This is a genomic window from Nocardia rhizosphaerihabitans (assembly GCF_014646295.1).
Lineage (GTDB): Bacteria > Actinomycetota > Actinomycetes > Mycobacteriales > Mycobacteriaceae > Nocardia > Nocardia rhizosphaerihabitans.
On record NZ_BMNE01000001.1, the window covers coordinates 1,152,376 to 1,165,057 of the forward strand.

Below are 12,682 nucleotides of genomic sequence, written 5' to 3' on the forward strand. Positions count from 1 at the left end.
ACGTCGCGGTGGCCGCGCGATAGATTGAGCGGTGTGACGAACGAAACCTCACTCGAGCCTGCCGGCGCCGCCGAGCGGACCGATGAGCAGTGGCAATCCGATGTCCTCGGCACCGACTACCAGCAGCGCACCCTGCCGCTTGGCCCCGACCCCGACGGTGAGGGCGAGGTGGTCGCCACTCTCGTGCGCTACCTGCCCGATGCCGCGGCCACGGCGTCCGAGCCCACCGTGCTGTACGTGCACGGCTTCACCGACTACTTCTTCCAGGAGCATCTGGCCGAGCACTTCGCTGCCCGCGGCCACCGCTTCTATGCCCTCGACCTGCGCAAATGCGGACGTTCGCGGCGGGTCGGGCAGAGCGCGCACTACGTCAGCGACCTGGCGCTCTACGACGCCGAACTGAACGAGGCGCTGCGGATCGCGCGCGCGGAAACCGGCAACGACGTGCTGATCGTCGCGCATTCGACCGGCGGGCTCGTCGTGCCGCTGTGGCTGGACCGGCTCGAGGCCGCGGGCGGCAGCGCGAAGGCCGGTGTCATCGGCGTCGTCCTCAACAGCCCCTGGTTCGATCTGCAGGGCCCGTCCTATTACCGGACGGTCGGCACCCCGATCATCAACGCCGTCGGCAGGTTGCGCGCGTTCGCCATGATCCCCGGCATGGGCGTCAGCACCGCTTACGGCGACAGCCTGCACCGCACCCGGTCGGGTGAGTGGGATTACAACCTGGACTGGAAGCCACTGACCGGCGAACCGGTGCGGCTCGGCTGGCTGCGCGCCATCCGGCAGGGGCAGACCCGCCTGCACCAGGGTCTGGCGATCGGTGTGCCCGCACTGATCCTGCGCTCGCGACTCACCAAGTTCGCCCGCGAGCACAGCCCCGCCGTCGACGTGGCCGACGCGGTGCTCGACGTCAAGCAGATCCAGCGCTGGGCGGGTTGCCTGGGCGAGCGCACCTCGATCGTGCCGATCGACGGCGCCCGCCACGACGTGTTCCTGTCCTCGGAAGCGGTGCGCGCCAACGCTTTCGCCGAAACCGACAACTGGCTCGACTGGCTGGCGGCCTACCGCAAGAGCTAGCTCCGGTGGCGCGCCGGGACCGCGCGGTCCCGGCCGCCGCTCACCAGAGGCTGGTGCGCAACACGATCTCGGTGGCCAGCTCGTGGGCGCCCTCGGTCGCGATGTTGTCGACCTCGAGCGGGACGACCCGGAATTCGCCGTACACGTAGCGACCCGACGCGTCGGCGGTGGCGCGCGGCAGACCCTTGGTGACCAGCATGGTGACCGGCAGCTCCAGCGGCGGACAGGCCGGATCGTCAGCGTTGCCGTCGGCGTCGGGCACGGCCGGATGTCCCTGATCGGCGACCACCAGGCTCATGAACCGGCCGAACCGTCCCGCGCACAACCGCCAAGCCAGCGCCGCACCGGCGCCACGGCCGGCGACATTGACATACGGCAGCTCGAGCTCGTCGAGAATGGCGTGGATCGCGGCCGGTTCCAGCCCGTCGACGGACTCCAGCACGACGGTCTGCAGATCGGATTCGTGCAGGCGCGCGCACACCTGATCGAAGACGTCGGCAGGGTCGTCCGCGTCGGGAAGCAGCAGTACATTGTGCCGCGATGACGGCCCGTCGACCCGCACTGTCCAAGCCCGGTCACCGACCGTGATCTGCCGAGATTTCATGCCGGTGTACGGTACACGGCCAGCCTGAACACGGCAGGTTGTTCCGCTCGTCCTGGCCGGTCTGTTTTCGCCCCTGTCCTGCGGTTTCCCAATGCGGGGGGGCTAAATTGCCAGACCTGTCACAGCGGAGCCCCGTGGTGTGCGGTGCGACTCCTCTCGCGCCGCTATCGGCCGGTTCGCTCGCGGTGCTTGCATCCCGGCCAGCAGCAGGGGCGCCGCTGTCCGTCCGCCAGCTCTTCCCGGGTTCGCCGGATTCGGCGTTCCCGGGTCGCGGGCTGCTTGGCATCCTCGACCCAGCAGATGAACTCGTTGCGGGCCAGGGATGTGATGTCACGCCAGGCCTCGAGCGCCACCTGATCGGTGAGCAACGCCGACCGCAGGTCTGCGGGCAGCGCGTGGACCACCCCGCCCGGCACCGGTTGACTGCTCATACGGTCACGCTATCAACTGAGCTCGGGGGACATCTGGACTGTTCCGGTCCGGATGACCGGCATATCGGTGGGGGCGCCCGCGTGGATCAGACGGTCCAGCGCCGGGAGGTCGACGTGCTGTTCGACGAGGTCGGCGAGGAGGTCCAGCTGGGCGGTACGGATGGCCGAGACCGAGGTGGCGGGCGCTACGGCGAAACCCGTGCGGCCGGCGTGGGTCGCGACTTCGGTGAGCCAGGTCCGGCGGAACTCGTCGGATTCGAGGAGGCCGTGCACGTGGGTTCCCCAGATCGCTTCGCGCGCACTGCCTTCGGCGGTGCCGTCGATGGACAGCCAGGCCGGGTCGGCATTGTGGGTGACGCGGCCGTGGTGGATCTCATAGCCGTGCAGGGGTAGTCGGCCCGCCACACCTGTCACCTGACGGGCGATTTTGGGGTTCGCGAATTCGATGTCGAGGCCGAGCAGGCCGAGTCCGTCGGCCACGTACGCCCGGTCCGGCTCCGCGATCGATGGATCCGCGGTGTGTTCGACGCCGTCGACGATGCGGCGGCCGAGCATCTGGTAACCGCCGCAGATGCCGAGAATGGGGCGGCCTGCCGCGGCGCGGGCCCGCAGGGCAGTGTCGATTCCCTTGGTGCGCAACCATTCCAGGTCGGAGATGGTGGATTTGGAGCCGGGGATGACGACGAGGTCGGCGGTGGTCAGCTGATGCGGACTGTCGGCCCAGCGGACGGCGACGCCGGGTTCGCAGGCGAGGGCTTCGATGTCGGTGGAGTTGGAGATGCGGGGCAGGCGGATGGCGGCGACGGTGAGCCACTCGGAGCCGTGGGGTGCCGCCGGTCGCCCGACGGGAGTGCCCGCGACCGTGCCGAGGGAGTCCTCGGCGTCGAGCCACAGTTCTTCGGCGAAGGGCAGCACGCCCAGGGTGGGGCGGCCGGTCAGGGCGGTCAGCTGGTCCAGGCCCGGCTGGAGCAGTGAGACGTCGCCACGGAACTTGTTGACGAGGAAGCCTGAGATGAGTTGCTGGTCTTCGGGTTCCAGCACCGCGACGGTGCCGAACAGGTGCGCGAGCACTCCCCCGCGATCGATATCGCCGACCACCAGAACCGGAAGATTCGCCGCCCGCGCCAGTCCCATGTTCGCCAGATCCGTGGCGCGCAGGTTGATCTCGGCGGGCGAGCCTGCGCCCTCACAGATCACCACATCGAATTCCGCACGCAGCGAGGCGAGTTCGGCCGCGACCACCTCGCGCAACTGCTGCCGCCGAGTGAAATAGTCACGGGCCCCGACGGTTCCGATCGCCTGTCCCCGCACCACCAACTGCGAGCGCCGATCACTGCCCGGCTTGAGCAGAACCGGATTGAACCGCACGCTCGGCTCCAGCCCGCAGGCCCGTGCCTGCAGCGCCTGGGCGCGACCGATCTCCCCGCCGTCGAGCGTGACGACGGAGTTGTTCGACATGTTCTGCGCCTTGAACGGCGCCACCCGCACCCCACGCCGGGCCAGCATCCGGCAAATGCCCGCCACGACAACGCTTTTCCCGGCGTCGGAGGTGGTGCCCGCGACCAGCAGCGCCCCGCGCAAGCCCGCCTCGCTCACGCCGCCGACCCCAGCGACAGGTTCACGGCAGCGTGAGAATTTCCGCGCCTGTTTCGGTGACGACCAGCGTGTGCTCGAACTGCGCCGTCCACTTGCGGTCCTGGGTGACCACGGTCCACCCGTCGTCCCAGATGTCGTAGTCGATGCCGCCGAGGTTGATCATCGGCTCGATGGTGAAGGTCATGCCGGGCTCGATGACCGACTCGATATCGGGCTGGTCGTAGTGCAGGATCACCAGGCCGCTGTGGAAGGTGGGGCCGACGCCGTGGCCGGTGAAGTCGCGGACGACGCCGTAGCCGAAGCGGTTGGCGTAGGCCTCGATGACGCGGCCGATCACATTGAGCGCGCGCCCCGGCTTGACCGCCTTGATCGCCCGGTTGGTGGCCTCTTCGGTGCGCTCGACCAGCAGCCGCACCTCTTCGTCGACATTGCCGGCGAGGAAGGTCTTGTTGGTGTCGCCGTGCACGCCGTGGATGTAGGCGGTGACGTCGATATTGACGATGTCACCGTCCTCGATGACGGTCGAGTCGGGGATGCCGTGGCAGATGACCTCGTTGAGCGAGGTGCAGCAGGACTTGGGGAAGCCCTTGTAGCCGAGCGTGGACGGGTAGGCGCCGTGGTCGCACATGTACTCGTGCGCGATGCGGTCCAGTTCGTCGGTGGTGACGCCGGGCGCGACCGCCTTGCCCGCCTCTTCGAGCGCCTGGGCGGCGATCTTGCCCGCGATCCGCATCTTCTCGATGGTTTCGGCAGTCTGCACCCAGGGCTCGTGGCCCTCGTTCGCGGTCTTCTTCCACACGTACTCGGGACGCTCGATGGAACGCGGGACGTCCCGGATCGGCGACTGGGTGCCGGGAACGAGTGGCTGACGGGTGCGCACGGACATAAGGGGAGTGTAGCTAGGACCCCTGCACGGTGCTGTGACGCGGTTCGAGGCGGACCACGATGCCCTTCGAGGTCGGGGTGTTGCTGATGTCGGCGACGCTGTCGAGCGGGACCAGCACGTTCGTCTCCGGGTAGTAGGCCGCCGCCGAGCCACGGCTGGCCGGGTAGGCCACCACGACGAAGTTCTCCGCGCGGCGCTCGACCCCGTCGTGCCAGACGCTGACCACGTCGACCACGTCCCGATCGGCCAGCTCGAGCTCGGCCAGGTCGTCCGGGTTGACCATCACCACCCGGCGCGCGTTGTGGATGCCGCGGTAGCGGTCGTTGTTCGCGTACGGGATGGTGTTCCACTGGTCGTGGGAACGCAGCGACTGCAGCAGCAGATGCCCGGGCGGCACCGCGAGCATCGCGAAGTCGTTGCAGGTGAACTCCGCTTTGCCGCTGGCGGTGCGGTAGATGCCCAGGTTGACCGGGTTGATCAGCCGCAGCCCGCCCGGCCGGTCGACGCGCTCGGTGAAGTTCTCGAAACCGGGCACGACCCGCGAGATGCGGTCGCGCACGGCGTTGTAGTCCGCTTCGAATTCCGCCCACGGGATCGCCGGCGTCGTACCGAGCGTGCGCTGCGCGAGCCGGGAGATGATGGCGACCTCGCTGAGCAGGTGGGGCGAAGCCGGGTCGAGCCGACCGCGCGAGGCGTGCACCTCGCTCATCGAGTCCTCGACAGTGACGAACTGCTCGCCGCTCGCCTGGATGTCGCGATCGCTGCGCCCGAGGGTGGGCAGGATCAGCGCCGTCTCTCCGCAGACCGTGTGCGAGCGGTTGAGTTTGGTGGAGATCTGCACGGTGAGCGCGCACTGTCGCAGGGCGGCCTCGGTCACCGCGCTGTCGGGGGTGGCGCGCGCGAAATTGCCTGCGACACCGACGAATACCTTCGCCTGGCCGTCGCGCATGGCGCGGATCGCGGCGACCGAATCCAGGCCGTGCGCGGCGGGTGGGGTGAAGCCGAACTCGGTGCCGAGTGCGTCGAGGAAGGTCTGCGGCATCCGTTCCCAGATGCCCATCGTGCGGTCGCCCTGGACATTGCTGTGCCCGCGAACCGGGCACACCCCGGCGCCGGGTCGGCCGAGATTGCCGCGCAGCAGCAGGAAGTCGACGATCTCGCGGATCGTGGGCACCCCGTGCTTGTGCTGGGTCAGGCCCATCGCCCAGCACACGATGATCTTCTTGGAGGCAAGCACCTGCTCGTGCACCTGCTCGATCGCCGCCCTGGTCAGCCCGGTGGCCTCGAGCGCTGCGTCCCAGCCGAGCTGCCTGGTGTGCGCGGCGAAGGCGTCGAAGCCGTTGGTCTGCTCCCGGATGAAGTCGTGGTCGAGGACGGTGCCCGGTGCGGCGTCCTCGGCTTCGAGCAGCAGCCGGTTCAGTGTCTGGAACAGGGCGAGGTCGCCCCCGGGGCGGATCTGCAGGAAGTGGTCGGCGATGGCGGTGCCGCGCCCGATCACCCCGCGCGGGACCTGCGGGTTCTTGAACCGGATCAGCCCGGCCTCGGGCAGCGGGTTGACCGCGACGATCTTGGCGCCGTTGCGTTTGGCCTCTTCCAGCGCCGAGAGCATCCGTGGATGGTTGGTGCCGGGGTTCTGGCCGACGACGAAGATCAGGTCGGCGGCGTAGATGTCGTCCAGCGACACGCTGCCCTTGCCGACACCCAGCGTCTGATTCAGCGCCGAACCGCTCGACTCGTGGCACATGTTCGAGCAGTCGGGCAGATTGTTCGTGCCGTAGGCCCTGGCGAAGAGTTGCAGCAGGAACGCGGCCTCGTTGTTGAGCCTGCCCGAGGTGTAGAACAGTGCCTCGTTCGGCGAGTCGAGCCCGCGCAGCGTGGTGGCGATCAGGTCGAGGGCGTCGTCCCAGCCGGTCGGCTCGTAGTGGGTTGCGCCGGGCCGCTTGACCATCGGCTCGGTCAGCCTGCCCTGCTGATTGAGCCAGTAGTCGGACATGCCGTCGAGTTCGTCGACGGGGTGGGTGGCGAAGAACTCGCGGGTGACCCGGCGGGTGGTCGCCTCGTCGCTGACGTGCTTGGCGCCGTTCTCGCAGTACTCGTTCTTGTGCCGGTGCTTCGGCTCCGGCCAGGCGCAGCCGGGGCAGTCGAAGCCCTCGGTCTGGTTGACGTTCAGCAGCGTCAGCGCGGTGCGCTTGGCGGAGGTCTGCGCCAGCGAGTACTCGAGTGCGTGGACCACCCCGGGAACACCCGCAGCCCAGGTCTTCGGCGGCGTCACCGACAGGTCGTCGGCGGGGTCATCGATCGAGGTCATCACCGGCTTCTTTCCGTGCCGCGGCACTGCGGTCAGACAAGGATGACCAAAAGGCTTCCCAGTTTCGTGCCGGTTGTCAACGCGGCAGTTCACACCCGGTATCGCCCGCAGGGGTGAGGACGCGCGCCCGGGGTGGCTCGCATGCTCTCCCCATGACGACACTTCCCGCCACGACTCTCGCCGCCGTCGCCCAGCAGCTGACCGGCGGCGGCCGCGGCATCCTCGCCGCCGACGAGTCGATCAAGACCATGTCCGCCCGCCTGGAACAGGAGGGGATTCCCGCGAGCGCGACCACCCGGCGCGACTACCGCGAACTACTGCTCACCGCCGACGGCCTGGCGGAGTGGATCAGCGGAATCATCCTGTGCGACGAGACCTTCGGTCAGGATCTCGCCGACGGCCGCGCCTTCCCGGTCGCGGCGCGCGAGCTGGGCATCCTGCCCGGCATCAAGGTCGACACCGGCACCACCGGACTCCCCGGCCAGGGCGGCGCTCTGGTCACCGAGGGGCTCGACGGGCTCGGCGCCCGATTGGCGTCGTATGCCGAGCGCGGCGCCGCCTTCGCCAAGTGGCGGGCCGTCTTCGACGTGCGGTCGATCACGCCGTATGCCGCGCACGCCAACGGGCACGCGCTGGCGCGCTACGCCGCGCTGTGTCAGCAGCACGGCATCGTCCCGATCGTGGAGCCGGAGGTGCTGTGCACCGGCGACCACGACCTGGACGCCTCGGCCCAGGCGACCCGGCTGGCCCTGCGGTCGGTGTTCGCCGCGCTCGATGCCGCCGGTGTCGACCTGTCGGGCATCGTGCTCAAGCCGAACTTCGTGACGCCGGGTCTCGATGCCGCGCCCGCGTCGGTGGACGACGTGGTGGGGGCGACCTTCATGGTGCTGCGTGAGACCGTGCCCACCGCCGTGCCCGGCATCGCGTTCCTGTCCGGTGGGCAACCCACCGAGCAGGTCTGCCGCTACTTGGCCGACCTCACCCTCCTCGCAGGCCGGCCGTGGGCGGTGACCTTCTCGTTCGGCCGGGCGCTGGTCAGCGCGGCCCTGCACACCTGGGCCGGTCAGGCCGAAGTCGGTGCGGCGCAGCAGGTTCTGCTCGACAACTGCCGTAGCGCGGCCGAGGCGACCCGCTGACTACCGGATCGGCAGCTCGACCAGCAGGATCGTCCCGCGCCCCTGCATCGACTCGACCCGCAGCGAGGCCTCGATGACGGCGCAGCGTTCGGCGATCGAACTCAGGCCGAAATGCTGCTCGCCGTCGGCGGCCCGCGCTTCCCGGCGGGCGATCGGGTCGAAGCCCGCGCCGTCGTCGGAGCAGCCGAGGACGATCGAGTCGCCGACCCGGCGCAGCGACAGCACGATCCGGTTCGCGCCCGCGTGCTTGACCGCATTGGCCAGCGCTTCCTGCGCGATCCGGTACAGGGCGGCGGCCGCGTGGTCGGGGATGTCGCCGACGGCGGCCGCCGGGTCGACGAGCAATTCGATCGAGGGTCCGTCGCCGGTGCTCGCCGTGTGCACCAGCGATTCGATGGCGGCGACCAGGCCGAGGTCGTCGAGGACGAGGCTGTGCAGGCCCGAGATCGCCGACCGGGTCTCGCTGTAGGCGAAGTCGGCCAGTGCGCGGGCGCTGATTAGCTCTTCGCGGGCGCGTGCCAAGGCCCGCGCACCCGCTTCGTCACCGGTGGCGACGTGGGCGGCGAGTTCGGAGACGGTGAGGTCGGCGGCGGACAAATGGAAAGACATGGACGCGAGCGCGGTGGTCACCCCGTCGTGCAGGTCGAAGGCGATCCGGCGTCGCTCGGCTTCCTGCGCCGAGATCGCCTGCTCGACAAGGCGATCCCGTTCGCTGCGATGCCGGTTGACCGTGCGCCACAACCGGTGCGCGTGCAACGACAGTCCGAGAACCGCCGCGTAGGACTCCGCGCGCGCGAGATCATCCGACCCGAACGGTTCGGCCGGATCTCGATGCGCCGCCAGCACACCGACCACCGCGCCGTCGATTCCCGGCAGCGGAAGACACATCCGGGTGACCGTCTGGTCGGGCCCGAGCTGTAACAGCTTGCGGTGCAGTGCATTGCGTGGCGAGTCGACCGCGAGCAGTACCGGTTTGCCGGTCCGGGCGACCAACCCGGTCACTCCGAACCCGACCTGCAAGGTCAGCGAACCGGCCGACGGATGCGCGGGCCACAGATCGACGATGGCGAGGTCCTGCCCGTCGACGGCATAGAGCAGCACACCGTCGGCCCCGAGAAGTGGTGCGAGCTCGGCCGCTGTCGGCGCCGCAGCGGTCAACGGAACAGCCCCTCGCGCAACGCGACCGCGATCGCCCCGCTGCGATCGGACACCCCGAGTTTGCGATACAGCCCGCGGATGTGGGTCTTCACCGTGTCCTCGCTGACCACGAGCTTGCCCGCCACCGCCCGGTTCGAATACCCGGACACCAACAGCCCCAGCACTTCCGACTCCCGCTGGGTCAGCCCCAGGTGCGCGCCGGACCAGAACTGCCCGGCGTCGAGGCGTGCCGCGGCCAGTGCCACCCGACCGGCCAGTGCCGGGTCGACGACGGTCTCCCCCTCCCCCGCCCGCAGCAACTGGGCGACGAGTTCGCGGCCGTCGACCCGTTTGAGGATGTAGCCCGCGGCGCCGGCGCGCAGCGCCTGGTAGAGGTAGTGCTCGTCGTCGTAGACGGTGAGCAGCACGACCTTCGTCGCCGGGTATTGCACGGTGATCTGCCTGCACAGATCGAGTCCGCTGGCCTTGCCGATGCGGACATCGCACAGCACGATGTCGGGCCGATGCTCGGCGACCATCCGCAGCGCGCCGGTGTCGGTGGTGGACTGCCCGACGATGACGACCTCGTCGGGGAAGTGGCCGAGCATCGCGTCGAGCCCGTGCAGGACCATCTCGTGATCGTCGACGAGCACAAGCCGTAACGGGGTCGGCATACCGCCAGCCTACGGCCGAAAACACCGGTGGCTCCCGGCATTTGGCGGATATCACCCGCGCGCCCACCCGCCGGGGGGAGGGCGCGGCGACGCCGATGCGGTCCGATGGACGGACCCGATCAGGAAGGCCGCGCCATGCCGGAATCCACTGTCCATCGGCCGCTCGTCGCGCCGTCGGTCGAGACCGACCAGCTCGCCGTCGACACCCTGCGGTTCCTCGCCGCCGACATGGTCGAGGCCGCGAACTCCGGCCATCCCGGCATGCCGATGGGGGCGGCGCCGATGGCGTGGACGCTGTGGAGCAGGCATCTGCGGCACGATCCGGCGGACCCGGCGTGGGCCGACCGGGATCGGTTCGTCCTCTCGGCCGGGCACGGCTCGGCACTGCTGTACGGGTTGCTGCACATGTTCGGCTATGACCTGCCCACCGAGGAGTTGCGCCGATTCCGTCAGCTGGGATCGCGGACACCGGGTCACCCGGAATTCGGCGAGACCCCCGGCGTCGAGTGCACGACCGGGCCGCTCGGTCAGGGACTGGCGATGGCGGTGGGAATGGCATTGGCGGAGCGCATGTCCCACGCGCGCTACCCCGAGATCACCGATCACCGCACCTACGCGATCGTCGGTGACGGATGCCTGATGGAGGGTGTCAGCCACGAGGCCGCTTCCTTCGCCGGGCATCTCGGGCTGGGCAGGTTGATCGTGCTCTGGGACGACAATGCCATCACCATCGACGGTGCGGTCGACCGTTCGTGCGGCGACGACCAGATCGCCCGCTTCGCCGCCTACGGCTGGCACACCGAGGTGGTGCCGGACGGCACCGACATCGAGGCGATCGACGCGGCCATCCGCCGCGCCGAGGCGGATCCGCGGCCGAGCTTCCTGGCCGTTCGCACGGTGATCGGCCATGGCGCTCCCGATGTGGCGGGCACGGCGAAAGCGCACGGTGCACCGTTGGGCGCCGATCAGCTGGCACGCGCCAAAGAGATTGCGGGATGGGGCTATCCGCCGTTCGCGGTACCTGAGCAAGTCGGTGCGACGTGCGCGGTGCTCGCGGAGATCGGCGCCGGGGACCGCGCGGACTGGCTCGACCGGTTCGCCGAATTCGCCGCTGCCGCACCGGAACGCGCCGAGGAATTCACCCGTGCTGCCGCGCGGATCCTGCCCGCCGGCCTCGCCGAGGCACTGTCCGGGACAGTCGGGGACGCACCGCGGGCTACTCGGCAGTCCTCGCAGGCGTGCCTGGACGCCGTGCTGTCGGTGATGCCGGAGCTGGTGGGTGGCTCGGCCGACCTCGCGGGCTCGACCGGCACATCCTGCGGCCCAGTGGTGGCTCGCGACGACTACTCGCGCACCGCCATCGCGTTCGGCATCCGTGAGTTCGGCATGGCCGCCATCCTCAACGGGATCAGCCTGCACGGCGGATTCCGCGTGTTCGGCAGTACATTCCTGGTGTTCGCCGACTATCTGCGTCCGGCATTGCGCCTGTCGGCACTGATGGGTCAGCCGGTGATCTACGTGCTCACCCACGACTCGATCGCTGTCGGCGAGGACGGACCAACCCACCAGCCCGTCGAACACGTCGAATCACTGCGTGTGATCCCCGGCTTGCAGGTGCTGCGCCCGGCCGATGACACCGAGACCGCCCTCGCGTGGGAGTTGGCGCTCACCCGGACCGACGGTCCTACCGCACTGATCCTGTCCAGACAGGCACTGCCACAGGACACCCGCGCTCCGATCGACCACCCCGGGACCGACTCACAGTCCGCCGCCCCCGGCGGGGACCTCCGCACCGTCGAACTCGTTGCCACCGGCTCGGAGGTCGCACTGGCTGCCGCCGTTGCCGAACAGCTTCGGGCCGACGGCTACACGGTTCGTGTGGTGTCTGCGCTGGATCGTTGGCGCTACTCCCCTGCCCCCTCAGCACACACCGTCAGCATCGAGGCGGGCAGCACCACGGGCTGGGCGGGCCTGGTCGATCTCGCGATCGGCATCGATGAGTTCGGGCACAGCGGTCCCGGTGCCGAGGTCATGGCCCATCACGGCTTCACCGTGGAGGCTGTGCTCACCCGAATCCGCGAATACCTCGGTGGGACACGATGACTCGCCTGGAGGCGGTGATCTTCGATGTCGACGGCACCCTGGTCGACAGCGAACGCGACGGTCACCGGGTCGCGTTCAACGCGGCGTTCGCCGAGGCCGGGCTACCCGACCGGTGGGACGTCGACTGCTACGGGCAGCTGCTGAAGATCGCGGGCGGCACGCACCGGATGACGTACTGGTTCGAGAGCACCGGCAGGCCACCCGCGCACGCCAGGGAGCTCGCGGAACGATTGCACCCCAGCAAGACACGGATCATGCGGCGACTGGTCGAAGACGGGCAGATCCGGCCGAGGCCGGGCGCACGACAGCTCATCGAGCAGCTCACCGAACACGGTGTCGCGCTGCATGTGGCGACCACCGGCACCCGCGCCTGGGTGGAACCGTTGTTGCGGAACGCGTTCGGCGACGTCTTCGACACCGTCGTCACCGGAACCGAAGTACCCGACCTCAAACCAAGTCCCGCGGTGTACCTCGAGGTACTGGCCAGGACGGGCTGCGCTCCCGAACACGCCGTGGCCGTGGAGGACTCCGCCAACGGGGTCCTGGCCGCGACAGCCGCCCGATTGCGCTGTGTCGCAGCGCAGAACGCCTACACCCGCTCGCACGATCTGTCCGCAGCGACGCTGGTCGCCGATGGTCTCGACGACCCGGAACTCGTCAGCTGGTTCGACACCCGGCTCGCCGAGGATCAGCGGCTGGAACGGTAGCGAGTCCCCGCGGAGATGCAGCT

At 69.4% G+C, this 12,682-nt stretch carries 11 protein-coding genes; 4 read left to right on the forward strand and 7 right to left on the reverse strand.

Features of this window, described 5'->3' with window-relative positions:
• Positions 1-33 precede the first annotated feature (33 nt).
• Positions 34-1,077 (forward strand): alpha/beta hydrolase, encoded by a 1,044-nt coding sequence (locus tag IEY60_RS05130; RefSeq protein WP_189024265.1) that lies wholly within the window; start codon positions 34-36, stop codon positions 1,075-1,077.
• Between the two features lie 40 nt (positions 1,078-1,117).
• Here the strand turns inward: IEY60_RS05130 and IEY60_RS05135 are convergent, their stop codons facing one another.
• From IEY60_RS05135 to IEY60_RS05155, 5 genes are all read right to left on the reverse strand, one after another.
• The gene (locus IEY60_RS05135; RefSeq protein ID WP_189024267.1) at positions 1,118-1,681 is read right to left on the reverse strand and encodes an alpha/beta hydrolase; all 564 of its coding nucleotides are present in this window, start codon (positions 1,679-1,681) and stop codon (positions 1,118-1,120) included.
• Between the two features lie 164 nt (positions 1,682-1,845).
• On the reverse strand, positions 1,846-2,112 hold the full coding sequence (locus tag IEY60_RS05140) for a YdeI/OmpD-associated family protein (protein ID WP_189024269.1): 267 nt from the start codon (positions 2,110-2,112) through the stop codon (positions 1,846-1,848).
• Positions 2,113-2,124: 12 nt separating this feature from the next.
• Positions 2,125-3,708, reverse strand: a complete 1,584-nt coding sequence (locus tag IEY60_RS05145; protein WP_189024271.1) for a cobyric acid synthase — start codon at positions 3,706-3,708, stop codon at positions 2,125-2,127.
• A 22-nt stretch (positions 3,709-3,730) separates the two neighbouring features.
• Complete coding sequence (map, locus tag IEY60_RS05150; protein ID WP_189024273.1) at positions 3,731-4,594, reverse strand: type I methionyl aminopeptidase; 864 nt, start codon at positions 4,592-4,594, stop codon at positions 3,731-3,733.
• 13 nt (positions 4,595-4,607) lie between these two features.
• The gene (locus IEY60_RS05155; protein ID WP_189024276.1) at positions 4,608-6,902 is read right to left on the reverse strand and encodes an FdhF/YdeP family oxidoreductase; all 2,295 of its coding nucleotides are present in this window, start codon (positions 6,900-6,902) and stop codon (positions 4,608-4,610) included.
• A 152-nt stretch (positions 6,903-7,054) separates the two neighbouring features.
• On the opposite strand from IEY60_RS05155, the gene IEY60_RS05160 reads away from it, so the two are divergent.
• Positions 7,055-8,038 carry a class I fructose-bisphosphate aldolase gene (locus IEY60_RS05160; protein ID WP_189024278.1) on the forward strand — a complete coding sequence of 328 codons (984 nt, stop codon included), beginning with the start codon at positions 7,055-7,057 and terminating at the stop codon, positions 8,036-8,038.
• Here IEY60_RS05160 and IEY60_RS05165 read toward each other — a convergent pair whose 3' ends face one another.
• Both IEY60_RS05165 and IEY60_RS05170 read right to left on the reverse strand, forming a co-directional pair.
• Complete coding sequence (locus tag IEY60_RS05165) at positions 8,039-9,196, reverse strand: GAF domain-containing sensor histidine kinase (RefSeq protein ID WP_189024288.1); 1,158 nt, start codon at positions 9,194-9,196, stop codon at positions 8,039-8,041. It lies immediately after the preceding gene.
• Positions 9,193-9,849 (reverse strand): response regulator, encoded by a 657-nt coding sequence (locus tag IEY60_RS05170; protein WP_189024290.1) that lies wholly within the window; start codon positions 9,847-9,849, stop codon positions 9,193-9,195. Before IEY60_RS05170 ends, IEY60_RS05165 begins: the two co-directional genes overlap by 4 nt.
• Positions 9,850-9,954: 105 nt before the next feature.
• Here IEY60_RS05170 and tkt point away from each other — a divergent pair, with 105 nt between their 5' ends.
• Together tkt and IEY60_RS05180 are read left to right on the forward strand one after the other, a co-directional pair.
• The gene (tkt, locus tag IEY60_RS05175) at positions 9,955-11,952 is read left to right on the forward strand and encodes a transketolase (protein WP_229739550.1); all 1,998 of its coding nucleotides are present in this window, start codon (positions 9,955-9,957) and stop codon (positions 11,950-11,952) included.
• On the forward strand, positions 11,949-12,659 hold the full coding sequence (locus tag IEY60_RS05180; protein ID WP_189024292.1) for an HAD-IA family hydrolase: 711 nt from the start codon (positions 11,949-11,951) through the stop codon (positions 12,657-12,659). The genes tkt and IEY60_RS05180 overlap by 4 nt, the downstream gene beginning before the upstream one ends.
• Positions 12,660-12,682: the final 23 nt, after the last annotated feature.